General features: G+C 65.3%; 22 protein-coding genes. 14 read left to right on the forward strand and 8 right to left on the reverse strand.

Annotation, left to right across the window (positions count from 1 at the left end):
• Nucleotides 1–57 precede the first annotated feature (57 nt).
• The 5 genes from AAHM38_RS05645 to AAHM38_RS05665 form a co-directional block, all read right to left on the reverse strand.
• On the reverse strand, nt 58–2,010 hold the full coding sequence (locus tag AAHM38_RS05645) for a S8 family serine peptidase (protein WP_012762815.1): 1,953 nt from the start codon (nt 2,008–2,010) through the stop codon (nt 58–60).
• 223 nt (nt 2,011–2,233) lie between these two features.
• The gene (locus AAHM38_RS05650) at nt 2,234–3,877 is read right to left on the reverse strand and encodes a S8 family peptidase (RefSeq protein WP_012762814.1); all 1,644 of its coding nucleotides are present in this window, start codon (nt 3,875–3,877) and stop codon (nt 2,234–2,236) included.
• A gap of 264 nt (nt 3,878–4,141) precedes the next feature.
• Nucleotides 4,142–4,606, reverse strand: a complete 465-nt coding sequence (locus AAHM38_RS05655) for a hypothetical protein (RefSeq protein ID WP_009241447.1) — start codon at nt 4,604–4,606, stop codon at nt 4,142–4,144.
• 90 nt (nt 4,607–4,696) lie between these two features.
• Entirely contained in the window at nt 4,697–6,403 is a 1,707-nt protein-coding gene (recN, locus tag AAHM38_RS05660; RefSeq protein ID WP_012762813.1) for a DNA repair protein RecN, read from the reverse strand.
• A 145-nt stretch (nt 6,404–6,548) separates the two neighbouring features.
• Entirely contained in the window at nt 6,549–7,487 is a 939-nt protein-coding gene (locus tag AAHM38_RS05665) for an NAD kinase (protein ID WP_012762812.1), read from the reverse strand.
• A gap of 111 nt (nt 7,488–7,598) precedes the next feature.
• Here AAHM38_RS05665 and hrcA point away from each other — a divergent pair, with 111 nt between their 5' ends.
• The 4 genes from hrcA to AAHM38_RS05685 all read left to right on the forward strand — a co-directional run bounded on the left by hrcA (nt 7,599) and on the right by AAHM38_RS05685 (nt 11,501).
• The gene (gene hrcA, locus AAHM38_RS05670) at nt 7,599–8,657 is read left to right on the forward strand and encodes a heat-inducible transcriptional repressor HrcA (protein WP_009241444.1); all 1,059 of its coding nucleotides are present in this window, start codon (nt 7,599–7,601) and stop codon (nt 8,655–8,657) included.
• Nucleotides 8,658–8,782: 125 nt separating this feature from the next.
• Nucleotides 8,783–9,847, forward strand: coding sequence for a taurine ABC transporter substrate-binding protein (tauA, locus tag AAHM38_RS05675; protein WP_012762811.1), 1,065 nt, complete (start codon nt 8,783–8,785; stop codon nt 9,845–9,847).
• The gene (locus AAHM38_RS05680; RefSeq protein WP_012762810.1) at nt 9,844–10,635 is read left to right on the forward strand and encodes a taurine ABC transporter ATP-binding protein; all 792 of its coding nucleotides are present in this window, start codon (nt 9,844–9,846) and stop codon (nt 10,633–10,635) included. The genes tauA and AAHM38_RS05680 overlap by 4 nt, the downstream gene beginning before the upstream one ends.
• Complete coding sequence (locus AAHM38_RS05685) at nt 10,632–11,501, forward strand: ABC transporter permease subunit (protein ID WP_012762809.1); 870 nt, start codon at nt 10,632–10,634, stop codon at nt 11,499–11,501. Before AAHM38_RS05680 ends, AAHM38_RS05685 begins: the two co-directional genes overlap by 4 nt.
• Before the next feature lie 7 nt (nt 11,502–11,508).
• Here the strand turns inward: AAHM38_RS05685 and hutC are convergent, their stop codons facing one another.
• Nucleotides 11,509–12,222 carry a histidine utilization repressor gene (hutC, locus tag AAHM38_RS05690; RefSeq protein WP_012762808.1) on the reverse strand — a complete coding sequence of 238 codons (714 nt, stop codon included), beginning with the start codon at nt 12,220–12,222 and terminating at the stop codon, nt 11,509–11,511.
• Nucleotides 12,223–12,376: 154 nt separating this feature from the next.
• Between hutC and hutU the strand changes: the two genes are divergently transcribed.
• Genes hutU through AAHM38_RS05720 form a run of 6 tightly spaced genes read left to right on the forward strand, consistent with a single transcriptional unit; the run spans nt 12,377 to nt 19,451 of the window.
• Nucleotides 12,377–14,095, forward strand: a complete 1,719-nt coding sequence (gene hutU, locus AAHM38_RS05695) for a urocanate hydratase (protein ID WP_012762807.1) — start codon at nt 12,377–12,379, stop codon at nt 14,093–14,095.
• A gap of 24 nt (nt 14,096–14,119) precedes the next feature.
• Entirely contained in the window at nt 14,120–15,676 is a 1,557-nt protein-coding gene (hutH, locus tag AAHM38_RS05700) for a histidine ammonia-lyase (RefSeq protein WP_012762806.1), read from the forward strand.
• 2 nt (nt 15,677–15,678) lie between these two features.
• Nucleotides 15,679–16,656, forward strand: coding sequence for a formimidoylglutamase (hutG, locus tag AAHM38_RS05705; protein WP_012762805.1), 978 nt, complete (start codon nt 15,679–15,681; stop codon nt 16,654–16,656).
• Nucleotides 16,649–17,884 carry an imidazolonepropionase gene (gene hutI / locus AAHM38_RS05710; RefSeq protein WP_012762804.1) on the forward strand — a complete coding sequence of 412 codons (1,236 nt, stop codon included), beginning with the start codon at nt 16,649–16,651 and terminating at the stop codon, nt 17,882–17,884. The genes hutG and hutI overlap by 8 nt, the downstream gene beginning before the upstream one ends.
• A 56-nt stretch (nt 17,885–17,940) precedes the next feature.
• Nucleotides 17,941–19,056, forward strand: coding sequence for a ferrochelatase (gene hemH, locus AAHM38_RS05715; protein ID WP_012762803.1), 1,116 nt, complete (start codon nt 17,941–17,943; stop codon nt 19,054–19,056).
• On the forward strand, nt 19,053–19,451 hold the full coding sequence (locus AAHM38_RS05720) for an RNA-binding S4 domain-containing protein (protein WP_012762802.1): 399 nt from the start codon (nt 19,053–19,055) through the stop codon (nt 19,449–19,451). Before hemH ends, AAHM38_RS05720 begins: the two co-directional genes overlap by 4 nt.
• 21 nt (nt 19,452–19,472) lie before the next feature.
• On the opposite strand, the gene AAHM38_RS05725 is transcribed toward AAHM38_RS05720, so the two are convergent.
• Entirely contained in the window at nt 19,473–19,670 is a 198-nt protein-coding gene (locus AAHM38_RS05725) for a hypothetical protein (protein ID WP_009241433.1), read from the reverse strand.
• A gap of 262 nt (nt 19,671–19,932) precedes the next feature.
• On the opposite strand from AAHM38_RS05725, the gene grpE reads away from it, so the two are divergent.
• From grpE to rnk, 3 genes are all read left to right on the forward strand, one after another.
• Nucleotides 19,933–20,580: a nucleotide exchange factor GrpE gene (gene grpE / locus AAHM38_RS05730; RefSeq protein WP_182552925.1), complete on the forward strand. Its 648-nt coding sequence runs from the start codon at nt 19,933–19,935 to the stop codon at nt 20,578–20,580.
• Nucleotides 20,581–20,594: 14 nt separating this feature from the next.
• Nucleotides 20,595–21,020, forward strand: coding sequence for a thioredoxin family protein (locus AAHM38_RS05735; RefSeq protein ID WP_116575632.1), 426 nt, complete (start codon nt 20,595–20,597; stop codon nt 21,018–21,020).
• 331 nt (nt 21,021–21,351) lie between these two features.
• Complete coding sequence (gene rnk / locus AAHM38_RS05740) at nt 21,352–21,759, forward strand: nucleoside diphosphate kinase regulator (protein WP_009241430.1); 408 nt, start codon at nt 21,352–21,354, stop codon at nt 21,757–21,759.
• Between the two features lie 12 nt (nt 21,760–21,771).
• Here rnk and AAHM38_RS05745 read toward each other — a convergent pair whose 3' ends face one another.
• On the reverse strand, nt 21,772–23,067 hold the full coding sequence (locus AAHM38_RS05745; protein ID WP_116575633.1) for a phospholipase A: 1,296 nt from the start codon (nt 23,065–23,067) through the stop codon (nt 21,772–21,774).
• Between the two features lie 264 nt (nt 23,068–23,331).
• On the opposite strand from AAHM38_RS05745, the gene dnaK reads away from it, so the two are divergent.
• A complete protein-coding gene (dnaK, locus tag AAHM38_RS05750) occupies nt 23,332–25,284 on the forward strand; it encodes a molecular chaperone DnaK (protein ID WP_009241428.1) in 1,953 nt (650 codons plus the stop codon).
• The last annotated feature ends 22 nt before the right edge of the window (nt 25,285–25,306 follow it).

Genomic DNA, 25,306 nt, shown 5'->3' on the forward strand with positions numbered 1-25,306 from the left:
CAGGAGGGGGGAAATACCCGCGTCCAATGAAGACGCGGGCCGAAAGTACAAATAGGCTTACTTAGCGCGACGCCGACGACCGGCCAAACCGGCGGCCAGCAGCAATGCTGCGCCGGCCAGACCGATGGCGCCACCGCCACCGCCGCCGCTGGAGGTCGCAGCAGGCGGGGTGGTGGTGCCGGTGCTGGCTGCTGCAGTGACGGTCACGTTCGTGGTATCCGTGGCGGTCGCGCCGGTGTTGCTCGTCAACGTGACGTTGAAGGCGTAGGTGCCTGCCGCGGACGGCGTGAATGTGGCGGTGTAATTGCCGTTGCTATCGGGGCCGGCAGTCGTAAGGCTGACGGATGGCCCAGAAGTCTGCGCCCACTGCACGCTCGTGATGGTGTTGACGAGGCCTGCACTGCCGGTCGCTGTGAGCGTGACCGCATTGTTTGTAACCACCGTGCTTGCCGACGTCGACGCGTGCACAGTCGGATTGCCCTTCGCCAGGGCAACGGCGGCACCCGCATCCAGCATACCGGCGCCGCAGACGCCCGTATGCGTTGCGCAGTACGTGCCCGCTGGGAACGGGCGAGCCGATTGTTTGAGAACGGTCGCAATCTGATCCGGCGTCAGGGCACTGTTGACCGACAGCATCAAAGCAGCAACGCCTGCCACATGTGGCGTGGCCATCGAAGTACCGGCTTCGCCCGAGTAGCCGGGGGAACCGGCACTGGTGGTGCCAGTGTTCGAGAGCGACGCGATCAGAGCCCCCAAACCGTTGACCACGGAACCATTGCCGCCGCCAGGAGCGCTCAGCGTGGTACCCGTCCCCACGTTGGCGTAGGTCGCCTTGTCGCCCTCCAGCGTATGGGCCGTGACGGCGATGGTTCCCGTGCAGTTGGCCGGCGAATCGATCGCCGAAGCACTCTCGTTGCCAGTAGCGACCACGATCACTGCACCGCGGTTGCGCGCGTTGGTGATGGCGGTTTGCATAGGTACGTCACAACTTCCGGTGCCGCCCAGGCTCATGTTGATGACCTTGGCCGGTGTCGGGTTGATGCTGGGGGAGATGCGGGCCACGACACCGCCGCTTGCCCACGTAACCGCATCGATGATGTCCGACTCGGCGCCGCCGCAGCGGCCGAGCGCGCGTGCCATCTGGACACCAACGCCCGGGGCAATGCCTGCGACGCGAGTCCCGCTGTGCTGCGCAGCGACGAGGCCCGTCACAAAGGTGCCGTGCCACGAACTATTGGAGGGCGTCGCACCGTTACAAACCGTCGGGTTGTTGGTGATGTCCGTAGCGGTGATCGCGTCGCCCGGGTCCGTCCCGATGCTGTCGCCCGAGTTGTTTCTGAACGTATTGGTGATGAAGTTGGAACCGGTGTTTATCTTGGCGCCCGTGAGGTCGGCATGGCTCAGGATGCCGGTGTCGACGATCGCGACATTGACCGTATTCGACCCGGTGGTCGTGTCCCACGCGGTCGTCAGGTTCGCTCCGCCCGCAGCAGTTCCGCTCGCCGGCTGCAACGGGCCACTGGAATTCGGGATGGTGGTGATCGTTGCGTTCGTGGCCATCAGGTTCCATTGGGAACTGAACCATGTAGCCGAAGGTGTGAAGGCCGGGCGCAGGATGCGGTCAGGCGCAACATATTCGAACTGGCCGGTCGCGGCCATGCGCTGCGCCACGGCTTGGGCGTCATCAAGCGTCATGGTGCTAGGCAGCGTCACCACATGGGCGCCACCGGACATGGCACGCTTGTAAGTCACCGGCAACTGTGCCGCCGCCGACCAGCGTTGCACGGTCGCAACGTCGACGCGCATAGTGCGCTCGTCTGGTTCTGCGGATTGCAATTGGAGCGTGCCATTGACGCCGCTCTTTTCCTTGACGATCAGCTGCGACACCCACTGTGTCTGAACGCCTGCGTTTGCTGTCCCGCCGCCCGCCAGCGCCGGCGCAGCTTGATACGAAACCAGCCCGAGCGCAACCAGCGCGCGGACGATACCCCCCTGGGCAATCGACTTCATGGAGTGAACCTGTTGTTGTAGAAAAAGGAGGCGAAATTATCGCAACAATCGCGCCTTTCCTTGTTTAAACAGGCTAACTGCGTTGTTTAGTAATTTTTATATCTATCCGAAATCGCACGTGCAGTAAAACCAATCAACGTAACCGGCCAAGAGCCGCGTCCCGCGCGGCGTTACGCGCGAAAAGCGGAGGCGCCTTTTTGGAGGCGCGGGCGCTTAATGCGCCTCAATGCGGCTTTAGGCGACGGCGACCACCGGCCATGCCAGCCGCCAGCAGCAGGGAGGCACCGGCCAGCGGAATGACACCACCGCCACCGCTGCTAGTACCCCCGGTCGACCCCCCCGACCCCGTCGTGCCACTGCCCGCGCCAGCCGGGGCCGTGTTCTGGGCATAGCTGACGGCACCGGCGGTATCCAGCAGGCCTGCGCCGCAGATGCCGGTGTTCACAGCGCAGAAGGTGCCGCCCGGATGCGGTCGCGCGGTCTGCTTCAGCCCGGCTAGTACCTGCGCGTTCGACAACTGGGGTTGCACGCTCAGCATCAGCGCTATAGTGCCGGCGGCTTCCGGTGTCGAGAAACTTGTACCTGCCACCGACTTGACCGTGGGGTTGCCGACGCTTTGGGTGCCATCGTTGGAGTCGGCCTTGATCACGGAAACGGGCTCCGCACAAGTCGCGGGATTTGTCGTTGTGACGACCTTCGAGTTGCCGCAGCCACCCCCCGGCGCGGACAGCGCCACCTGCGGCCCCACGTTCGCGTAGCTGGCGTTCTCGCCGCTGTCGACGTGCGCGGTGACGGCGATCGCTCCTGAGCAATTGGCCGGTGCATCAACGGTCTGCGCGGCTTCGTTGCCGGCAGCAGCTACGACGATGGTGCCGCGTGCGGCCAACTGATTCACTGCGTCTTGTTCTGCGGCCGAACATTGGCCAACGCTGCCCAAGCTCACGTTCACAACACGCGCCGGGTTGGCGTTGGCCGGCACGCCAGACACGTTGATGCCGCCCGCCCACAACATGCCGTCGACGGTGTCCGACAGCAGCGCACCGCACTTGCCCGACACGCGCACCGGCACGATCGGCGTGTTCCAGCCGACCCCCGCGATATCGAGCGCATTGTTTGTCTGGGCGGCGAGCACGCTGCTGACCTCGGTGCCGTGCCAGCTACTCGCAGGCGGATTGCTAATGTCATTGGTCGTGCAGCCGGAAATCTTGGGAACGTCAGCTGACGTAACGATGTCGCCTAGGTCGTGCGCGTCCGTTCCTCGGCCAAAGGAGTTACCCGCGCGCGCCGGGTCCGAGATGAAGTTGTAGCCCGGCAGGATCTTGGGGGACAGATCGGGGTGATCGGTGTAGCCGGTATCGACCACCGCCACCACGATGCCCGTCGAGCCCTGCGTGATGCTCCATGCCGCGGCCGCGTTGATGCCGCCCGGCACCAGCGCCGGCGCGGCCAGGTTGTTCTGCGTGGCGAACAGCGGATCGTTCGGAACGGTGTTGGGCCGCAGGATGCGATCGGGCACCACATAGGCCACGCGGGCGTCCTTCGCGATCTTGTCGACGGTGGCTTGGATGCTGGCGGCATCGGTCAGGCCGGTGCGCATAAGCTGCGCGTTGGTGCCCAGCGTGCGCTTGACCTGCAGCGTGCTACCCGCGGCCTGCGCGACCGACAGCAAGCGGTTGCTCGCCTCGCTGGCCGAGAGCGTCTTGCGCGTGCCGCTCGTGTCGTCGCGCCATTTGATGATCAGGTCACCTGTGTATTGCGGCTGCGGTGTGGCAGCTGTGGCGATTTGACTGCTAGCCACCCAGGCAACACAGGCAAGGCTGACGCCTGCGCGGAGCCAAGACTTCAACCGGAAGAGGGAGGGGTTCATCGGCACGTGCTCCGTGGTGTCTCGTTGTCATGAGAAACGTCGTCACGATGTGATCGTTGACACACCGTTACACAAAACCAAAGGTAGCACGCGACTCGCCCGCCTGGTGTGGTGGCGATGGCCGATCACGTTTGCGAGCGGAAAAGAGCCGGTCTGTGCGCCGCAACCGAAGCAGAATACGGGCCGGGCGAGGGGATGTGAAGCTGGAAACCGGACGCCAGACGGCGCCCGATGATTCACAGTGTGGAGCGGTCTTGCTGCGGTTCAGCGTTGGATCTTCACGACGCGGTCCGGGTCGGCCGAAGCGATGCCGGGCGTGCTGCGCAACGCTGCCACCGCGCCATCCAGCGTGGCCGATGCATCGCCCGAACTGGCGCGCACCACCCAGAACCCGCCCGACATCGGCCGTACCACGGCAAACGCCAGCCGTGGCGTTGCGCGTGCGCCGGCAGCATCCAGCAGGCCTTGCACGGTGGCAGACGACGTGGTCGGCGTGCTCAGGCCGACGATGACGTCGCCCAGACTGTGCGCAGCCGACACGGAAGCCGGCGGCTGGGTGTTGGCCGAGGCGGGGTCCATGGCAGGCGGCTTGCCCGGATCAATCGCCGGCACGGACTTGCACGCGGCCAGCAGGCACAGGCCGAGCGCCACGGCCAGCCCAGGTTTTGCAGACGACAACAGCGAGCGAGGACGGGTAGCCGGTTGGATCGTGCGGGCCATGCGGGCCATGAAGTTCTCCTTGGATTCGTTGGGCGATTGCGTCGGGTGCAGCCGGAACCTTCGTGCCAACGACGGCAGCGATGATTCCGGTATAGGCGATCACTGGGCCACGCGGCGGGATTTCCGCGCCGAGGGTTCTGGTGCCGATTGTGCACGGCCTGCGGCGAGCATTTCGTCCGCATGGCGGCGCGTCGTGTCGGTGAGGGACGCCCCGCCCAGCATGCGGGCGATCTCGTCCACGCGGCCCGTAGCGTCCAGCACCACGAGGTCGGATCGCGTGCTGCCGGCCACCGTCTGCTTGGCGACCTGAATGTGGTGGTTGGCCAGCGCGGCCACCTGCGGCAGGTGCGTAACGCACAGCACCTGGCGGCGCATGCCGAGTTCGCGCAGGCGTCGTCCCACGACTTCGGCCACTGCACCGCCGATGCCGGAATCGACTTCGTCGAAGATGAGCGTGGGCGTCGGGCTCGCCTCGCTGGCGATCACCGAGATGGCCAGGCTGATCCGCGCCAGTTCGCCGCCCGAGGCGACCTTCGCCAGCGGCCGCGGTGAAACACCCGCATGCCCGGCAACGAGGAATTCGACCTGCTCCAGCCCCGCCGCGCCGCCGTGTTCCAGCGCGTGCAGCGCGATGTCAAAGCGCCCACCGGCCATAGAGAGGCCTTGCATGGCGCCGGTCACCGCGTCCGCCAGCTCGCGCGCGGCCTTGGCGCGGTCGCGCGACACCGCTTGCGCGACCGACATATATGCGGCGTGCGTTTGCGCTTCCTGGGCTTGCAGCGCATCCAGATCGGACGCGGCTTGCAGTGCAGCGAGTTGCGCCTGGCGCTCCGCCAGTTCAGCCGGCAGCGTTTCAGGCGCGACGCGGTATTTGCGCGCCATCGTGTGCAGGGCCTGCATGCGCGCGTCGACTTCGGCCAGGCGGTCCGGATCCAGTTCCGCGCGATCGGCATAGCGAGCGAGCGTATGCACCGCTTCCTGAATCTGCACCTCGGCCGGCTCCAGCGCGGCCAGCACATCGGCAAGCGCCGGATCGATCTCGGCCAGTTCACGCAGCGTATGGAGCGTCGTGCCCAGCTGCGTGAGCACCGCACCCTCCGATTCGGACAAACCATCGAGCGCCGCGCGCGTGCCTTCGATCAGGCTGGCGGCGTGCGACAGGCGATGGTGCTCGGCCTGGACTTCTTCCCACTCGCCGGGTTGGGGGCCAAGTTTCTGCAATTCGTTGACCTGCCATTCGATGCGCTCGCGCTCGAGCTGGGCTTCGCGCGACTGCTGCTCGGCGGCTTCGCGTGCGCGCACCACGGCGTGCCACTCGCGGTAGCGCTCGCCGACCACGCGCACAGCGCCTTCCAGGCCTGCGTGGGCATCGAGCAGGCTGCGCTGCGCATCCGCCTTGAGCAGCAGTTGATGCGCATGCTGGCCGTGAATGTCGACCAGTTGCTCGCCCACTTCGCGCAGCTGTGCGAGCGTGACGGCCGCGCCGTTGATGAAGGCTTTGCTGCGGCCTGCGGCATCGACTGTGCGGCGCAGCAGGATCACGCCCTCGTCGTCATGCAGTTCATGCGCTTCCAGCCATGCAGCTACATGCGGATGCACGTCGAACTCGGCGGTGATGTCGGCGCGCGGCGCGCCTTCGCGTACGACGGCCGCATCGGCGCGCTCGCCCAGCGTGAGTGCAAGCGCGTCGATCAGGATGGATTTGCCCGCGCCCGTCTCGCCCGTGAACACGGTGAAACCGTCGGCCAGATCAAGATCCAGCGCGTGAACGATGACGAAATCGCGGATGGTGAGGCTGCGCAGCATGGAAGCGGTGAGCGTGGGGTTTTAGAAGCTGCTCATGGTTCGTAGCGAGCGGCTCGAGGTTGAAGCGAGAAGCGCAGCCGTACACGCGTACGGCGAGCATCGCAGGTTCAAGATCGGGCCGCGCAGCAGGATCATGGGCAGGTTCCTAGAGCCGGTTGTCTTCGGTAGGGTACTCGTGCCAGTGCAGCTTCTTGCGCAGCGTGGCGTAGTAGTTGTAGCCGATCGGGTGCAGCAGCCGCACCGTGCGCTCGGAGCGGCGCACCACGATGCGGTCGCCGGGCAGCAGCGACGTGAGCGACTGCATGTCAAAGTTGACGCTGGCATCGCGCCCGCTGGTGACCTGGATGACCACCTCCGCGTCTTGCGGAATGACGATCGGCCGGTTCGACAGGGAGTGCGGCGCGATGGGCACCAGCACCAGACCCGAGAGCGCCGGATGCAGGATCGGCCCGCCAGCAGACAGCGCATACGCCGTCGAGCCGGTCGGCGTCGAGACGATCAAGCCGTCCGAACGCTGGTTGTACATGAAGAAGCCGTCGACGGACACGGCCAGTTCCACCATCCCCGAGGTGCCGGAGCGGTTGACCACCACGTCGTTGAAGGCGAGGGCCGAGAAGATGACTTCGTCGTCGCGCACGACCTGGGCCTGCAGCAGCGTCCGGGTTTCGGCCTCGTAGCGGCCCGCCAACATGTCGGGCAGCACGGTGTGCACGTCGTCGAACGGGATGTCGGTCATGAAGCCGAGCCGCCCGTGGTTGACGCCGATCACGGGGACGCTGGCGCCGGCCAGGTGACGCCCGATGCCGAGCAGCGTGCCGTCGCCGCCGAGCACGACGGCCACATCAGCGTGGCGCGCCATCTCTTCGGGCGGCAGGGCGGGGTAGTCCTGGACGCCGATGTTGAGTGCCGTTTCGCGCTCGAACACAATGTCATGCCCGCGCCCGGCGATGCACGACGCCAGCTCCATGAGCGGGCCGGCAATGTTGGCGGCCGAATACCGGCCGACCAGCGCAACGGTCTTGAAAGGCGAGACAGGCGAGGTGGCGGGAGCTCGCGGGGCCACGGCGGACGGGGAAGTCGACATGCGCGCATTACACCATATCGATATGACCGTCGCCACGTTAGCGCGTGTTTCGTGGAGAAACGCCGACATCACCCGCAGGCGGGCGCCGATTTTGCGTAAAATTGACGAATCATGGACAAGCGCGCCACCATCCTCCTCAAGACCCTGATCGAACGGTATATCGCCGAGGGCCAGCCCGTGGGCTCCCGCACCTTGTCGAAGTATTCGGGGCTCGATCTGTCGCCGGCCACCATCCGTAATGTGATGTCTGACCTGGAAGAGATGGGCTTCATTGCCAGCCCGCATACTTCGGCCGGCCGCGTGCCGACGCCGCGCGGCTACCGCCTCTTTGTCGATACGATGCTGACCGCCAGCCCGCTGGACGTGCTGAGCACGCAAGACCGCATGGCGCAGCAGATGGTTGGCGCGATTGCCGAGCAGGTGCGCACGCAGCTGGCCTCGCATGGGTCGGAATCGTCGCAGCGGGTGATTGCGGCCGCGGCGCAAACCTTGTCCAACCTCTCGCAGTTTGCCGGCATCGTGATGACGCCGCGGCGCACGCATGCATTCCGGCAGATCGAATTCCTGCGCCTCTCGGAGTCGCGCATCCTGCTCATTGTCGTCACGCCCGAAGGCGACGTGCAGAACCGGATCATCCATACCGATACACCCTACACTCCGTCCCAGCTGGTGGAAGCGGCCAACTACATCAACGCGCATTACGGCGGCCAGACGTTCGACGCGGTGCGCGAAAGCCTGCGGGGTGAACTCTCTGCCCTGCAGGCCGACATGACCGCGCTGATGCAGGCGGCCGTGGAGGCGGGCAGCAGTGCCGTGTCGGAAGAGGATCCGGTCGTCATTTCGGGTGAGCGCAAGCTGCTGGAGGTGGAAGACCTGTCTTCGTCCATGGACAAGCTGCGCCGGCTCTTTGCCGTGTTCGAGCAGAAGACCGGCCTGCTGCAACTGCTCGACGTATCCAGCCGCGCCGAGGGCGTGCAGATCTTCATCGGCGGCGAAAGCAGCCTCGTCCCGCACGAAGATATGGCCGTCATCACCGCACCGTACGAGGTGGACGGCAAGATCGTCGGCACGCTCGGCGTGATCGGGCCGATGCGCATGGCATATGAGCGCGTGATCCCGATCGTGGATATCACGGCCAAGCTGCTGTCCAGCACACTCAGCCAATATTGATCTAACGGTTGTTCTGTCTGCGAGCTGCATAAGCTCAGCCGATTTTCTTCGACGACAGGCCACGCTGCCGTCTCTCACAATCGACTCCGGCGCATGTGCGCGATTCTTTTCTGCCGGAGTCTTTCATGGCTGGTTCTTCCTTCTCCCGTTTGCTGGCTGCAGCGATGTCTGCGGCCATTTCGTTCGCCTTGTTTGGCGCTGCTCCTGCACGTGCGGCCGACCGCGAGGTTGTCATCGCCTATCAGGACATGGTGCTGCCCTGGCGCTACGCCCAAGCCACGGGCGAGGTCGAGCGTGCCACCGGCTATAAGGTGACGTACCGCCAGCTCGCCAGCGGTGCCGACGTGGTGCGCGCCATCGCCTCGGGTTCCGTGCAGGTCGGCGAAGCGGGCTCCAGCCCGATTGCGGCCGGCGTGTCGCAGGGCGTGGACCTGTCGCTGTTCTGGATTCTCGACAACATCAACGATGCGGAAGCGCTGGTTGCCCGCAACGGCAGCGGCGTGTCGCGCGTGGCGGACCTGAAGGGCAAGACCTTGGGCGTGCCGTATGTGTCGACCTCGCATTTCCATGCGCTGGTCGCGCTGCAACAAGCCGGGCTCGAGCCGCGCGACGTGAAGGTCGTGAACCTGCGTCCGCAGGAGTTGTCGGCCGCGTGGGACCGGGGCGATGTCGATGCCGCCTTTATCTGGGATCCGGTACTCGCCAAGGTAAAGAAGACCGGTACGGTGCTGACCACCTCCGGCAAGATCGCCGCCGCCACCGGCAAGTCGACCTTCGATGGCTTCGTGGCGGACCGCAAGTTTGCGCGTGACCATGCCGAGTTCATCGCCAAGTTTGTCGAAGTACTGGCCAAGGCCGATGCGGCCTATCGCGACAACAAGGCCGCGTGGACGGCGACATCGCCGCAGGTGGCAGCCGTGGCCAAGACGTCGGGCGCGACGGCGGCGGATGTGCCGGCAAGTCTTGCGCTGTATGCCTTCCCGGATGCGGCGGAGCAGGCTTCCAAGCGCTGGCTGGGCGGCGGCGCGCAGTCGGGCGCGGCTCAATCCCTGCTGGCCACGGCGCAGTTCTTGAAGACGCAGGGCACGATCCAGACGGTGCTGCCGGACTACGCTGCCACCATCGACTCACGGTTTGTCCAACGTGCGGCCAACGCTGCCAACAAGGGCGTCGCCACCGCAGCGCGATGAGCCGCATCGATGTGCGCGGCCTGGGCGTCGACTACATCGACGCGCACGGCCGCACCACCCGCGCGCTGGCCGGTGTGGATTTGTCGATCGACGCCGGCGAATTCGTCGTTGCCCTGGGCGCCTCCGGCTGCGGCAAGACCACGCTGCTGAACTGCCTCGCGGGTTTTGTTGCCCCCACGTCGGGCCAGATCCTGCTGGACGACCGCGAAGTCGATGGCCCCGGCGCGGACCGCGGCGTGGTGTTCCAGCGCTATGGGCTCATGCCGTGGCTGAACGTGCGTGACAACGTGGCGCTTGGCCTCAAGCTGCGCGGTGTCGACCGCAAGACGCGCCATGCGCGTGCGCTGGAGTTGCTCGGGCTGGTGGGCCTGGAAGCGCATGCCGCATCGCCCGTCTACGCGTTGTCAGGCGGCATGCAGCAACGCGTTGGCATTGCCCGTGCGCTGGCCACCGAGCCCCGCGTGCTGCTGATGGACGAACCGATGGGCGCGCTCGACGCGTTCACGCGCGAGACCATGCAGACGCTGGTGCTCGACGTCTGGCAACGCACCGGCACGACCGTCTTCTTCATCACCCACGACGTGGAGGAGGCGCTGTTCCTGGCGACGCGCCTGATCGTGATGTCGCCATCGCCGGGGCGCATCGTGCAGACATTCGATTTGCCGTTCTCGCGGCAGGCTCTGGCAGGCGGGGACGCCCGCGCGGTGAAATCGTCGCCGGAATTCATTGCCTGGCGCGAGCGTGTGCTGGCGCTGATTCACCATGCGCCCGAGGCGCTGCTCGCATGAGCGCGCTCGAAACTGCCGTGCAGCAGCGCACCTCTGCCGATGCAGCGCCGCCCACCAGCAAGCCTGTGCGCAAGCTGCGCGGCTATCGTTTGCCGGGGGAAGGCAGCGCATTCGGGCTCAGCGTGTTGTCGGTGATTACGCTGCTCGTGCTCTGGTGGGCGGCCACCACCTTCCATTGGGTGCCGCCGTTGTTCCTGCCCTCACCGCAGGCCGTGGGGCGCGCATTCATCGATGCCTGGCATGGCGATATTCAAGGCGGCCAGCCGCTGGCCGCACATCTTGGCTGGAGTGCGCTACGCGTGTTCGGCGCGTTTGCTCTGGCCGCCGTGACGGCCATTCCGATCGGCCTCGCGATGGGTGTCTCCCGCACCGCGCGCGGCTTGCTGGACCCGCCCATCGAGTTCTATCGCCCGCTGCCGCCGCTGGCATACCTGCCGCTCGTGGTCATCTGGCTGGGCATTGATGAGCGCGCGAAGATTGTCGTCATCTATCTTGCCTGCTTCGCACCGATTGCCATGGCCGCGCGTGCCGGCGTGCGCAGCGCCACGCTTGAGCAGATCAACGCCGCGTATGCGCTGGGCGCGAGCTTCACGCAGGTGGTGCGGCATGTGATCCTGCCGGCGGCGCTGCCCGAGATCCTGACCGGCTTGCGCATCGCCATCGGCTTCGGCTGGACCACGCTGGTGGCGGCGGAAATGGTGGCGGCCACCGTGGGCGTGGGGCAGATGGTGCTCAATGCGTCGAGCTTTCTGCGCACCGACCTCGTGGTGATGGGCATCGTGCTGATCGGCGCGATTGCATGGGCGTTCGACTTGGCCATGCGCGCCATCGAAGCGCGCGTGGTGCCCTGGAAGGGCCGCAGCTAGCCGCGACTCAGAAGCTGCCCGTGAACTGATAACGCCCGCCGGGATGCCACATGGTCGCCACCGAGGCGACCTGGCCCTGCGACAGCGTTTTCCGCCGCAGCATCAGGCAGGGCTCGCGCACGTCCATGTGCAGCATCTCCGCAATCTCGCGCGGCGGCAGGCGCGCCTCGATGCCGTAATCCACGCCCTGCAACGGGGCGGCACGCATCAGGTAGGCGTTGGGCGTGGTCTGCGTGAAATCCTGCTCCATGTATTCGGGCGCCAACGCCGCGTTGACCCAACGGTCTTCTACCTGGATCGGCAGGTCGTTTTCAAAATGCACGATCAGTGAATGGAAGAGTACGCGGCCTGCTGGCACGCCAAACGAAGCCGCCATTGCCTCGTTGGCGCGGGCACGCTCCAACTTGTGCAGTTCGGCGCGATGCTGATGACCGCGCGCTGCAATTTCCTCGGCGATGTTGCGGATCGCCACCAGCGTCGCCTGGTACTTCTGCTGCGCGACGAACGTTCCCAGCCCCTGCACGCGCGTGAGGATCTGCTCGGCGGTCAACTCACGCAGCGCGCGATTGACCGTCATGCGCGACACGCCAAAGGTCTGCGCGAGCGTCGTCTCCCCCGGAATCATTTCCCCTTCCTGCCACTCCCCGCTGCGAATGCGCGTGAGGATGTCTTCCTTGATGCGCTGGAAGGCGGGCGTGCTGGCGGACGGGTCGTGTGACATGGGCGTGGCTTGCAGTGCGGTGGTGGCCGCGGATGTGATGTGCGGATGGCGGTCATCATCAGGGTTTGCTCTTAGCTTGTAAAGTTTTCTTGCCTAAGTTGTATATACAACATAAGATGCGCTCCATGACAAAGGAGTTCGCAGGAGACCTCACATGAACGCCCCGACCAACGCTGCCCACCTGACCAACGACCCGCGCTACGACGCCTCGCGTGAAATCCGCGCCCCCCGCGGCACCGAACTGCACTGCAAGAGCTGGCTGACCGAAGCGGCCTATCGCATGCTGCAGAACAACCTCGACCCCGATGTGGCCGAGAACCCCAAGCACCTCGTCGTCTACGGCGGCATTGGCCGCGCCGCGCGCGACTGGGCCTGCTTCGACAAGATTCTGGAAACGCTGCGCGAGCTGAACGACGACGAATCGCTGCTCGTGCAATCGGGCAAGCCGGTGGGCGTGTTCAAGACCCACCCGGATGCACCGCGCGTCTTGATCGCCAACTCCAACCTGGTGCCCAAGTGGGCGAACTGGGAACACTTCAACGAGCTGGATCGCAAGGGGCTGTTCATGTACGGCCAGATGACTGCCGGCAGCTGGATCTACATCGGCAGCCAGGGCATCGTGCAGGGCACGTACGAGACGTTTGCCGAAGCCGGCCGCCAACATTACGACGGCAAGCTGGCCGGCAAGTGGATCCTGACCGCAGGCCTGGGCGGCATGGGCGGCGCCCAGCCGCTGGCCGCGACGCTGGCCGGCGCCGTGTCGCTGAACATCGAATGCCAGCAATCGAGCATCGATTTCCGCCTGCGTACGCGCTACCTCGACAAGCAGGCCAAGGACATCGACGACGCATTCAACCTGATTCGCCACCATTGCGAGCGCGGCGAGGCCGTGTCCATCGGTCTGCTCGGCAATGCGGCGGAAATCCTGCCGGAGCTGGTCAAGCGCGCCCGCGCCGGGGGCCTGAAGCCGGATCTGGTGACCGACCAGACCTCGGCGCATGATCTGGTCAACGGCTACCTGCCGATGGGCTGGACGGTCGAGCAATGGCGTGCTGCGCAACGGGACCCGTCGCAGCACGCCCGCCTGACCGACGAGGCCGCCAAGTCGTGCGCCGTGCACGTGCAGGCCATGCTGGATTTCCAGGCCATGGGCATTCCGACCGTCGACTACGGCAACAACATCCGGCAGGTGGCGTTCGACCAGGGCGTGAAGAACGCCTTCGACTTCCCGGGTTTTGTGCCGGCCTACATCCGTCCGCTGTTCTGCGAGGGCAAGGGCCCGTTCCGCTGGGTGGCACTGTCGGGCGATCCGGAAGATATCTACAAGACCGACGCCAAGATCAAGGAACTCTTCCCGCACAACACGCACGTGCATCGCTGGCTCGACATGGCGCGTGATCGCATCGCCTTCCAGGGCCTGCCCGCGCGCATCTGCTGGCTGGGCTTGGGCGAACGTCACCTGGCCGGTCTGGCTTTCAACGAGATGGTCAAGAATGGCGAGCTGAAGGCGCCGATCGTGATCGGCCGCGATCACCTCGACACCGGCTCGGTGGCCAGCCCCAACCGCGAAACCGAAGCCATGCGCGACGGCACCGACGCCGTGTCGGACTGGCCGCTGCTCAACGCGCTGCTCAACACCGCCGGCGGCGCGACCTGGGTGTCGCTGCACCATGGCGGCGGTGTCGGCATGGGCTATTCGCAACACTCGGGCGTGGTGATCGTCGCCGACGGCACCGACGCGGCCGCCAAGCGCCTGGGCCGTGTGCTCGTCAATGATTCCGGCTCGGGCGTCATGCGCCATGCGGATGCCGGCTACGAAACCGCAATCGCCTGCGCCAAGCGCAACGGTTTGAACCTGCCGATGATCGGCTAAGTTAAAGACATCCCTCGCATTGCTATGAACACCATGACCACGCCCCCCATCATCACGTTGCAGCCGGGCGAAATTTACTTTGCCGACCTGCGTCGCGTATGGCTCGCACCCACGCCTGTTGCGCTGTCGGGCGATTGCGCGGCCGCCATCGAAGCCTCGGCAGCCACCGTGCAGGCCATCGTTGCCAAGGGCGATCCGGCCTACGGCATCAATACCGGATTCGGCCTGCTGGCCAAGACGCAGATCCCCACGCACGAGCTGGAGCGCCTGCAACGCAACCTGATCCTCTCGCACGCCGTCGGCACGGGTGAAGACCTCAGCGACAACGTCGCGCGGCTGGTGCTGCTGATGAAGGCAGCGAGCTTGGCGCGCGGCTACTCCGGCGTGCGCCGTGTCGTGATCGATACGCTGCTGGCACTGCTGAACGCTGGCATCGTGCCGTGCATTCCGTCCAAGGGTTCGGTGGGCGCGTCGGGCGATCTGGCGCCGCTGGCGCACATGACGCTGGCCCTGCTGGGCGCGGGCGATGTGCGGGTGAACGGCGTACGCACGCCGGCACGTGCGGCATTGGCTGCCGCGGGCATCGAACCGATTGCGCTGGCCGCCAAGGAAGGCCTGGCGCTCATCAACGGCACGCAGGTGTCGACCGCGCTGGCGCTCAACGGTCTGTTCCTGGCCGAGCGACTGCTGCAAGCCGCTACGGTGTCGGGTGCGTTGTCGGTGGATGCTGCCAAGGGCAGCGATGCGCCGTTCGACCCGCGCGTGCACACCGTGCGTGGCCAAGCCGGTCAGATCGCCACCGCGGCCGTGTACCGCAACCTGCTGGCCGGCAGCGCCATCCGTCAGTCTCACCTCGTGGGCGACAAGCGCGTGCAAGACCCGTACAGCCTGCGCTGCCAGCCGCAAGTCATGGGCGCGTGCTTCGACCTGATCCGCCAGGCCGGCGCCACGCTGCTCACCGAAGCCAACGCCGTCACCGACAACCCGCTGGTCTACGCCGACGCCGGTGAGGTGATCTCGGGCGGCAACTTCCACGCCGAACCGGTGGCGTTTGCCGCCGACATGCTCGCTCTGGCGATTGCCGAGATCGGTGCGCTGTCGGAGCGCCGCATCGCGCTGCTGATCGACTCCACGCTGTCCGGCCTGCCGCCGTTCCTGGTCGAGCAACCGGGCCTGAACTCGGGCTTCATGATCGCGCACGTCACGGCAGCGGCGCTGGCCTCGGAAAACAAGACGTTCGCCCACCCGGCCAGCGTCGACAGCCTGCCGACCTCCGCCAACCAGGAAGACCACGTCAGCATGGCGACCTTCGCCGGCCGCCGTTTGCAGGACATGGCGGAGAACACCGCCACCATCGTCGGCATCGAAGCGCTGGCGGCAGCGCAGGGCATCGACTTTCACAAGCCGCTGGCGACGTCCGACACGCTGCAGAAGGCACATGGCTGCATCCGCGCGCGCGTGGCGTACTACGGTGAAGATCGCCTGTTCGCTCCCGACATCGAAGCCGCCCGTCGCCTCGTACTCGATGGCGACCTGGGTGACTCGTGCCGCGCGCACGTGGGCGAACTCGCACTCGTCTGACCATGCTCGCCCAAGCCGAACCGAACGTCTGGCGAGGCCGCGTCGATGCGGAGGAAGGCCCCCTGGGCCAGCGTTGGCACCAGACGGTGCGCCGTATCGATGCATCGACGCCGCTGGCCAACACCGTCGCCCTGGCGGGTTTTGCCTGCGATGCGGGTGTCGCGCGCAATCACGGGCGAACCGGTGCCCAGGTGGGCCCCGCTGCCATCCGCAAGATGCTCGCGAACTTGCCCGCGCGTGCCGGCCGTGTGGTCGTCGACGCGGGCGACGTAACTTGCCAGGGCGATGCGCTGGAAGACGCGCAGAGCGAGTTGTCCGGCGTGCTGCACGATCTGCTCGACCGCGGCGCATTTCCGATCGCGCTCGGCGGCGGGCACGAGATCGCATGGGCCTCGTTTGGCGGCTTGGCGCGGCACCTGGCGGCAAAATCCGACCAGCCGCCGCGTATCGGCATTCTCAACCTGGACGCGCATTTCGATTTGCGCGCCGGCGAGCGCGGCAGCTCGGGCACGCCCTTCCGCCAGATCGCCGAAGACTGCGCGCGGCGAGGCTGGCCGTTCCACTACGCCTGCCTCGGCGTGAGCACTTACGCCAACACCGAAGCGCTGTTCGCGCGTGCGCGCCAGCTCGGCGTGCGCTGGATGCACGACGACGAGATGGACGTCACGCAGCTGGCGCACGTGCTGAAGGTGGTCGAGGTGTTCCTGAGTCAGGTCGACCACGTTTATCTGACGATGTGCCTTGACGTGCTGCCGGCCGCGGTGGCCCCGGGCGTGAGCGCGCCGTCGGCACGCGGCGTGGGGATGGACCTGATCGAGCCCATCGTCGATCGCGTGGTCAGCTCAGGCAAGCTGCGGCTGGCGGACGTGGCGGAACTGAACCCGTCGCTCGACATTGATCACCACACGGCACGTGTTGCTGCCCGCCTCGTGGCGCGCGTGGCAGACGGCATTGGCCTGCAGGGAGCCGCACATGACTGATCCGGCCAACCCGCACTGGGATGCGCTCTGGACCAACGTCCACCTCGCTACGCTCACCGCCGACGCTGACGGCTACGGCGATATCCGCGACGGTGCCATCGCCGTAAAGAACGGCCGCATTGCGTGGCTTGGCTACCGGGCCGATCTGCCCGTCAACGCCCGTGCCACGCTGGAGCACGACGGCGGCGGCGCGTTGCTCACGCCGGGCCTGATCGATTGCCACACACACCTCGTCTACGCCGGCAACCGCAGCAATGAATTCGAAGCGCGCCTGAACGGCGTGCCATACGAAGAGATCGCGCGCGCGGGCGGCGGCATCCTCTCGACCGTTCGCGCCACGCGGGCGGCCAGCGAAGACGCGTTGGCCGAAGCCAGCCTGCCTCGCCTGAATGCGCTGCGCGCCGAAGGTGTCACCACAGTCGAAATCAAGTCCGGCTACGGCCTGAACCTCGAAACCGAGCGCCGCATGCTGCGTGTGGCGCGCCGCTTCGGCCAGGCATTGCCAGTGCGCGTGCGGACCACGTTCCTCGGCGCGCATGCCGTACCGCCTGAATTCGCCGGCCGCGCGGATGACTACATCGATCATCTCTGCGCCGATGTGCTGCCCGCGCTTGCCGCAGAAGGTCTCGTCGATGCGGTTGATGCCTTCTGCGAAACCATTGGTTTCACGCCCGCTCAGACGGCGCGCATGTTCGAGGCGGCGCAGCGCCACGGCCTGCCGGTCAAGCTGCACGCCGAACAGCTCTCCGACCAGGGTGGCGCGGCGCTGGTGGCTCGCTACGGCGGTCTTTCAGCGGATCATCTCGAATGCCTGACCGATGCAGGCGTAGCCGCCATGGCGCAAGCCGGCACGGTCGCCGTGCTGCTGCCCGGCGCGTTCTACTGCCTGCGCGAAACGCGCCTGCCGCCGATGGCCGCCCTGCGCGCCGCCGGTGTGCCCATGGCCGTGTCGACGGACTGCAACCCCGGCACATCGCCGATGTCGTCGCTGCTGCTGGCGATGAACATGGCATGCACGCTGTTCCGCCTGACGCCGCTGGAAGCGCTGACCGGCGCCACGCGTCATGCTGCCGCAGCGCTGGGCCTGTCCGGCACGTGTGGCGTGCTGGCCCCGGGCTGCGCGGCCGATTTCGCTCTGTGGCGCATCGACCGGCCCGCCGATCTGGCGTACGCGATGGGGCTTAACCCGTGTGTGGGTGTGGTCAAGGACGGCGCCGTGGCGGCGTAAGGAACACGCGATGAATCGGCTCGTATAATCGGCCGGTCTATCGCGAACCCGCGCCCATGCCCTTCTTGCCCGAACCCCTGTTTCAGCACGGCCAGCCCGATCGCACGGCGATCCTGCTCGTCAACCTCGGTACGCCTGACGGTACATCGCCGCGCGAGGTCGGCCGCTACCTGCGTCAGTTCCTGTCCGACCCCCGCGTGGTCGAAATTCCGCGCGCGGTGTGGTGGTTCATCCTCAACGGGCTGATCGTGCCGCTGCGCTCGCGCGCGTCGGCGCACAAGTACGAAAGCATCTGGCTGCGCGAGGCCAACATGACGGGCTCGCCGTTGCTCGTCTACAGCGAGCGCCAGGCGCATGCGCTGCAGCAGTTGCTGAACGCCCAGGGCCACGATGTGGTGGTTGCCTGCGCGATGCGCTACGGCAATCCGTCGATCCCGTCCGTCATGCAGGCACTGCGCAAGCAGGGCGTCGAACGCATCCTCGTGCTGCCGATGTATCCGCAATATTCCGGCACCACCACCGCGACGGCCTTCGATGAGGTTTTCCGTGTGCTGGGCGAAATGCGCAATCAGCCGGAGTTGCGGCTGGTCAAGCATTTTCACGATGACCCCGCTTACATCAATGCGCTGCACCAGCAGGTGGGTGCGTATTGGGCACAGCATGGGGCACCCGACTTCGCGCACGGCGACAAGCTGGTGCTGTCGTTTCATGGTGTGCCGCGACGGACGCTGGAATTGGGCGATCCGTATCACTGTGAATGCCTGAAGACCGGCCGCTTGCTGGGTGAGGCGCTCGGCCTGCAGCCGGGTCAGTACCTGGTCACGTTCCAGTCACGCTTTGGCCGCGCCGAATGGCTTCAGCCGTACACCGCGCCCACGCTGGAAGAGCTTGGCCGCGTCGGCACCCATCGCGTGGACGTGTTCTGCCCGGGTTTTCCGGCCGATTGCCTGGAAACGCTGGAAGAGATCGCCATGGAAGGGCAGTCGACCTTCCGTGTCGCCGGCGGCAAGGAGTTCCACTACATCCCGTGCCTGAACGACAGCGAAGCGTGGATTGCCGGCATTGCCGACATCGCGCTGGCGCATCTGCAGGGCTGGCCGCTCACCCTTACGCATCCGCATGTACTGGAGGCGAGCCGTATGCGTGCGCAGAGCAAGGGGGCCGCCGCATGAAGGTGAGCACCGACGCTGCCGATCGCGTGCGCATCGACAAATGGCTGTGGGCGGCACGCTTTTTCAAGACGCGGTCTCAGGCGACGGATGCGGTGGAGCGTGGTCGCGTGCAAATCAACGATCAGGCGGTTCGCCCCGCCAAGGACGTCAAAATCGGCGATCACGTGCGCGTGCACGCGCATGAACAGCAGTGGGAAGTGGAGGTATTGGCGCTGGCGGAAGTGCGCGGCCCCGCTTCGGTCGCTCAAACCCTCTATGCCGAGACGGACATCAGCCGCTTAAAACGCCAGGAGAGCGCCGACAAACGCCGACTGTATCGGGAACCCGCCACACAAATTGCCGGCCGGCCCACTAAGCGAGACCGGCGGCGCATCGACAAACTCGGCGGAGAATGAAGCGATCCGCGCGAGTGTGTGCTAACTTGACACGCTCATCAAGCCGCGCGGCATCTGCTGCATCTGTGCAGGCTTGATGATGTAATGCTTGAAAAATGCCTTACCGCTACCGTACTCCGTATAACGCGGCGTGACGGCGCCAGACAGGCAAATGAACGTTGTGGCTGCGGTCAGGGTCAACAGCAGGAGCACGGTCAGAACGGGCAATTTGTTGTGCATGGTACGAACCCTCAAAGAAGCTCGCGCCCCCCAATTTTTTCTTGCATCATAGGCGGCCAATTGGGGCGTCGCAATTGCTGTGCCGTGGCAGTCTGATGAAAGTTGTAACCCCATATTTCGTGATGCACGGCGCACAGTTGTCGCGCATCCGGCGCCCTTGAAAAGCGCGCCAAATGCCCCATAACGGGGACAAATCGTTTGTAAAAATCCAGCGGATCGATGCCGGGCACATGCCGTGCGTCGATCCCCTTTATCCAGCGCTATGAAACACACTTCGGACACCCCCTCGAACTCGGACATGCCATCGGACAGCCAAGCCACCCAGCCGAACGCATCGGCGACGGGCCAAGCGGCCCATGCCTATTCGAGCCAGGCGCAGCGCGCAAGCGCGGACGCCCAGGCTGTCGCCGGTGACGAAGCCGCCGTGGCAGAAGCCGTGGCTGACGTAGACGTCGCTGAACTGCGCCGTCAACTCGAGGCTGCAGAAGAGAAGGCCCGCCAGAACTACGAAAACTGGGCCCGTGCCACCGCCGAATGCGAGAACATCCGCCGCCGTGGTCAGGACGATGTGGCCAAGGCCCACAAATTCGCCATCGAAGGCTTCGCCGAATATCTGCTGCCCGTCATGGACAGCCTGCAAGCCGCCTTGGCCGACACTTCGGGCGATGCCGCCAAACTGCGCGAGGGCGTTGAACTGACGCTCAAGCAGTTGTATGCCGCATTCGAAAAGGGCCGAGTCACCGAGTTGAACCCGGTGGGGGAAAAGTTCGACCCCCATCGCCATCAAGCCATTTCGATGGTGCCGGCAGATCAGGAGGCCAATACCGTGGTCGCCGTCCTCCAGCGCGGTTACATGCTGGCTGACCGCGTGCTGCGTCCGGCCCTCGTGACGGTGGCAGCGCCTAAGTAAGGCAAACGCGCCCCATGCTCCACAGCACAGCCACTTCGCCAGATGCCCACGGCGCGATCCCGGTCGACAAGACCGCGTTCGCGGCGTTCGGCATGCGCGAAGTGAATACCGAGACCTTCGACGCGGCTGTCGCCGCTGCGGGGGATGCGCTCGTGTGCGTGTTTTTCTGGGGCGTCGATTGCTTCAACTGCGAAATGGCCAAGAAGGCCATGCTTGCGCAATCCGGTGCTGTGCGTGAACTGGGGCTGAAGTGGCTCCATGCCAACGTGTACGCGCACCCGGAGTTGGGCCAGCGCTTTTCCCTGCACGGTATCCCCGTGTTCATGTTTTTCCACCGTGGCAAGAAGCTGGGCCGGGCGACCGGCTGGCATGGCCACGCGCAGTTTGCCGCCGCCGTTGCCAATGCGCGCAACAAGCTGGCCGGCAAGCCGCTTGTCTGAGGCTGCGACCATCATGACGTCGATGCCCATGGCTGCGGCCTTCTTTCTTGCTTCGCCTTTCCGTGCTGTGCGCCCCAAGCGCATGGCGCGCACCTTGCCGCGTGCCGCTCAGGCGATGACCGCGGCCCTTGCCGCCGCCCGGCGGTCGTTCTAGTGCCCCTGCGGCACGTTGCCGCCGGGCTCGCTCTCTTTCACCAGCAGTTTTAGTGCGTGTTACCCGCCGGCCGGCCTGCGTGCCCGCTGGTTTCCTTGCCGCTGCTTTGCGTTGGCCCTGTGGGGCTGTCGGCAGCGGCTTTGCTTCGTGTTGAACACAGACTTGTAGGAGATCGTCATGGCCAAAGCAGCCGCCATCTACTTGACCGAGCTGGACCTCACCCGCCTGGAAAACGCCGCCAACCGGGCCGGCAGCAACTCGCCGCTGGCAGGTCTGGTCGACGACCTGATTGCACGTGCCAATGTGGTGCCCGGCAACAAGATTCCCGCCGATGTGGTGACCATGAACTCGGTCGTGTGCGTGGTGGATGACACCGGTGCAGAGCAAGAGTGGACGCTCGTCTACCCGGAAGAGGCCAACGTGGCGTCGGCCAAGCTGTCGGTGCTCTCGCCCATGGGCGCTGCGCTGCTGGGCGCGCGCGCGGGCAAGTCGGTCAAATACTCCGCGCCCAATGGTGCTCAGCGTTCGTTGCGCATCGATCGCGTGGCGTTCCAGCCGGAGGCCGCCGGCCAGCACACGCTGTAAGCCGGCTGCGTCCTATCGCGAGAGGCTGTACCCGACGCGCAACTGCGAGCCCAGCTTGTGGTTGTAGTCCAGCAGGCTCTCGCCGTAGCCGGTGAAATACTGAATGAACAGATAGCCGGCCGTGCCGGTGAAGATTCGGCTCATGGGGTACGTCAGTTGCGCGTCCACGCTCCCATAGGCCTTACGGGTGCCCTTGCGCAGCGTGGCGGCCAGTTCCCAGCCGTTGGGCGCTCCGTACGACACGCGGAAATCGCCAAAGCCACGGTAGTGCGCGATATCGGTGTTGCCGCTGCGTGTGAGGTAGGCGTAAAGCTTGGGCTCGAACTTCCAGTGGTAATCATTCAGGTCACCAAAGTGGAATGTCGGCCGTACGAAGACGGTGTTGATGGCGCGTGAGGCATCGCCGTCGCGGCCGTTCGATTCGTGCTCGATGCCGCCCGCGAACGATAGCCGTGTGAGCGCGCCGCCATGGATGCCCGTGTCGGGGCGGTAATAGAAGACGCTAGGCCGGTAATTCGTATCCCGGAATGGCGCCGATTCCTTGCCCAGATCCCATAGCGAGAACTGCGTATATCCGAAGTACAGGTTATCCAGCAGCGCTGCCGATGCCGGGTTTTCCGGCTGAAAAATCCGAAATTTGAAGCTCAGCTGGAACTTGGCGTTCAACCCTTCGTGCGCCCCGATGGCGGCGAACATCGGTTCGTGGAAAGTCAGGCGCGCCGTTTCTTCGGGCGGCCGGGCAGCCTCGCCGCTGCCCGCCACGGCTACGGGAATGGGGGGTGTAGCGGTTGCGTTGGCAGCAGGGGCGCTGGGGTTCGTGCCCAGCGCGCCGCCTGGCCGGATCGCTTCGGCCGCGGCGTTACGGACGGCGCCATCGGGCGCGCCTTCCGCAGCGATCTGCGGGGCGTCAGGGCCGCGCACGAGTGTGACCAGTACCGGTGCCGCATCCAGATCGGGAACATCGATTCGAACCGTACCACGCAGCACCTCTGGCAGCGTGCCTATATAGGCGATAGTGCGGACCTGCCCCGGACGCAGATGCAGGGTCTCCGCCCCCGCGTTAAGTCGGTGGAGGATCACTTCCACAGTGCCTTGCAGATCCGCGGTGGCCGTGACGCGTAGCCTGGCCGGTACCGCGTAGCTGCGCTGCGCGGCGTCGCCGGAAACGACCAGGGTCAGGGTGAAGGGCTGGTTGGCGTCGATGCGGCGGGAAGGCTGGAGCAGGGCAACGGCGGCATCGGCAGAGGGCACGGCGCATGCGGCAAGGAGCGCAGCGCCAAGAATGGATCGAAGCGGATGCGAAGGCATGGGCGCAAAAGCCGGGTTGGCGTCCGGCACGTGGCAATGCGCGCAAGGGTAACACCGAGACCTTTTGTGCCCGGTTTGAGGCTGCGGGCGTCCGAAACGCACGTTTTTGCCCGGTAGCGCACGTTTTCGGGTGCTTTCCCAAGAAAAACCGGCCAAAATGCTCAACTTTTCAAAATTCGGCCTTGAAAAGCCGGACGGCACTCCCACATCCGATCCAAGTTTGTATTCAGTGCAGTCCTGACACCAGATTCGAGGAGCAAGAACATGGGCAAAATCATCGGTATCGACTTGGGTACCACCAACAGCTGCGTCGCCATCATGGAGGGCAACACCCCCAAGGTGATCGAAAACGCCGAAGGCGCACGCACCACCCCGTCGATCATCGCCTACATGGAAGACGGCGAGATCCTGGTCGGTGCCCCGGCCAAGCGCCAGGCGGTGACCAACCCGAAGAACACGCTGTATGCCGTCAAGCGCCTGATCGGCCGCAAGTTTGAAGAAAAAGAGGTCCAGAAGGACATCGGCCTGATGCCGTACACCATCACCAAGGCCGACAACGGCGACGCCTGGGTGGAAGTGCGTGGCCAGAAGCTGGCGCCGCCGCAGATTTCCGCTGAAGTCCTGCGCAAGATGAAGAAAACCGCCGAGGACTACCTGGGCGAGGAAGTGACCGAAGCCGTGATCACGGTGCCGGCGTACTTCAACGATTCGCAGCGCCAAGCCACCAAGGATGCCGGCCGCATCGCCGGTCTGGACGTCAAGCGCATCATCAACGAGCCGACCGCGGCTGCGCTGGCATTCGGCCTCGACAAGAACGAGAAGGGCGACCGCAAGATCGCCGTGTACGACCTCGGCGGCGGCACGTTCGACATCTCGATCATCGAGATTGCCGACGTGGACGGCGAGAAGCAGTTCGAAGTGCTGTCGACCAATGGCGATACGTTCCTGGGCGGCGAAGATTTCGACCAGCGCATCATCGATTACATCATCGGCGAGTTCAAGAAGGAGCAGGGCGTCGACCTGTCGAAGGACGTGCTCGCGCTGCAACGCCTGAAGGAAGCCGCTGAAAAGGCCAAGATCGAGCTGTCGAGCACGCAGCAGACCGAAATCAACCTGCCGTACATCACGGCGGATGCCTCGGGTCCGAAGCACTTGAACCTGAAGATCACGCGCGCCAAGTTGGAAGCGCTGGTCGAAGACCTGATCGCCCGCACGATCGATCCGTGCCGCACCGCCATCAAGGATGCAGGCGTGAAGGTGTCGGACATCCACGACGTGATCTTGGTGGGCGGCATGACGCGTATGCCGAAGGTGCAGGAGAAGGTGAAGGAGTTCTTCGGCAAGGAAGCCCGCAAGGACGTGAACCCGGACGAGGCCGTTGCCGTGGGCGCCGCCATCCAGGGCCAGGTGCTCGGCGGTGACCGTACCGACGTGCTGCTGCTGGACGTGACGCCGCTGTCGCTGGGCATCGAAACGCTGGGTGGCGTGATGACCAAGATGATCGGCAAGAACACGACCATCCCGACCAAGTTCTCGCAGACGTTCTCGACTGCTGACGACAACCAGCCGGCCGTGACGATCAAGGTCTACCAGGGCGAGCGCGAGATGGCCTCCGGCAACAAGCTGCTCGGCGAATTCAACCTGGAAGGCATTCCGCCGGCACCGCGCGGCACGCCGCAGATTGAAGTGTCGTTCGACATCGACGCCAACGGTATCCTGCACGTGGGCGCCAAGGACAAGGCGACCGGCAAGGAAAACAAGATCACGATCAAGGCAAGCTCCGGCCTGTCGGAAGCCGAGATCGAGCGCATGGTGAAGGACGCCGAGGCCAACGCCGAGGAAGACAAGAAGCTGCGCGAACTGGTCGACTCCCGCAACCAGGGTGAAGCGCTGGTGCACTCGACCAAGAAAGCACTGGGCGAGTACGGCGACAAGCTGGAAGCTGGCGAGAAGGACAAGATCGAAGCCGCGATCAAGGAACTTGAAGAGACCCTGAAGGGCACCGACAAGGCCGCGATCGACGCCAAGACCGAAGCGCTGGCCACCGCCTCGCAGAAGCTCGGCGAGAAGGTTTACGCCGACATGCAAGCCAAGGGCGAGGCCGCTGGTGCTGAACAAAGTGCCGGTGCCCAGGCAGGCGCGCAAGCCGGACAAGGCGCTCCGCACGACGATAACGTCGTCGACGCCGAGTTCAAGGAAGTGAACGACAAGAAGTAAGCCAGATCGTCCGCCAGGCGGA

Origin of the sequence: Ralstonia sp. OTU4908 (assembly GCF_038440115.1) — a bacterium.
Taxonomy (GTDB): Bacteria; Pseudomonadota; Gammaproteobacteria; order Burkholderiales; family Burkholderiaceae; genus Ralstonia; species Ralstonia pickettii.

What these genes read in the sequence shown, in the direction of transcription:
- AAHM38_RS05645 (WP_012762815.1), bottom strand. Translation starts at nt 2,010, where the DNA reads ATGAAGTCGATTGCCCAGGGGGGTATCGTCCGCGCGCTGGTTGCGCTC.
- AAHM38_RS05650 (WP_012762814.1), bottom strand. Translation starts at nt 3,877, where the DNA reads ATGAACCCCTCCCTCTTCCGGTTGAAGTCTTGGCTCCGCGCAGGCGTC.
- AAHM38_RS05655 (WP_009241447.1), bottom strand. Translation starts at nt 4,606, where the DNA reads ATGGCCCGCATGGCCCGCACGATCCAACCGGCTACCCGTCCTCGCTCG.
- recN (WP_012762813.1), bottom strand. Translation starts at nt 6,403, where the DNA reads ATGCTGCGCAGCCTCACCATCCGCGATTTCGTCATCGTTCACGCGCTG.
- AAHM38_RS05665 (WP_012762812.1), bottom strand. Translation starts at nt 7,487, where the DNA reads ATGTCGACTTCCCCGTCCGCCGTGGCCCCGCGAGCTCCCGCCACCTCG.
- hrcA (WP_009241444.1), top strand. Translation starts at nt 7,599, where the DNA reads ATGGACAAGCGCGCCACCATCCTCCTCAAGACCCTGATCGAACGGTAT.
- tauA (WP_012762811.1), top strand. Translation starts at nt 8,783, where the DNA reads ATGGCTGGTTCTTCCTTCTCCCGTTTGCTGGCTGCAGCGATGTCTGCG.
- AAHM38_RS05680 (WP_012762810.1), top strand. Translation starts at nt 9,844, where the DNA reads ATGAGCCGCATCGATGTGCGCGGCCTGGGCGTCGACTACATCGACGCG.
- AAHM38_RS05685 (WP_012762809.1), top strand. Translation starts at nt 10,632, where the DNA reads ATGAGCGCGCTCGAAACTGCCGTGCAGCAGCGCACCTCTGCCGATGCA.
- hutC (WP_012762808.1), bottom strand. Translation starts at nt 12,222, where the DNA reads ATGTCACACGACCCGTCCGCCAGCACGCCCGCCTTCCAGCGCATCAAG.
- hutU (WP_012762807.1), top strand. Translation starts at nt 12,377, where the DNA reads ATGAACGCCCCGACCAACGCTGCCCACCTGACCAACGACCCGCGCTAC.
- hutH (WP_012762806.1), top strand. Translation starts at nt 14,120, where the DNA reads ATGAACACCATGACCACGCCCCCCATCATCACGTTGCAGCCGGGCGAA.
- hutG (WP_012762805.1), top strand. Translation starts at nt 15,679, where the DNA reads ATGCTCGCCCAAGCCGAACCGAACGTCTGGCGAGGCCGCGTCGATGCG.
- hutI (WP_012762804.1), top strand. Translation starts at nt 16,649, where the DNA reads ATGACTGATCCGGCCAACCCGCACTGGGATGCGCTCTGGACCAACGTC.
- hemH (WP_012762803.1), top strand. Translation starts at nt 17,941, where the DNA reads ATGCCCTTCTTGCCCGAACCCCTGTTTCAGCACGGCCAGCCCGATCGC.
- AAHM38_RS05720 (WP_012762802.1), top strand. Translation starts at nt 19,053, where the DNA reads ATGAAGGTGAGCACCGACGCTGCCGATCGCGTGCGCATCGACAAATGG.
- AAHM38_RS05725 (WP_009241433.1), bottom strand. Translation starts at nt 19,670, where the DNA reads ATGCACAACAAATTGCCCGTTCTGACCGTGCTCCTGCTGTTGACCCTG.
- grpE (WP_182552925.1), top strand. Translation starts at nt 19,933, where the DNA reads ATGAAACACACTTCGGACACCCCCTCGAACTCGGACATGCCATCGGAC.
- AAHM38_RS05735 (WP_116575632.1), top strand. Translation starts at nt 20,595, where the DNA reads ATGCTCCACAGCACAGCCACTTCGCCAGATGCCCACGGCGCGATCCCG.
- rnk (WP_009241430.1), top strand. Translation starts at nt 21,352, where the DNA reads ATGGCCAAAGCAGCCGCCATCTACTTGACCGAGCTGGACCTCACCCGC.
- AAHM38_RS05745 (WP_116575633.1), bottom strand. Translation starts at nt 23,067, where the DNA reads ATGCCTTCGCATCCGCTTCGATCCATTCTTGGCGCTGCGCTCCTTGCC.
- dnaK (WP_009241428.1), top strand. Translation starts at nt 23,332, where the DNA reads ATGGGCAAAATCATCGGTATCGACTTGGGTACCACCAACAGCTGCGTC.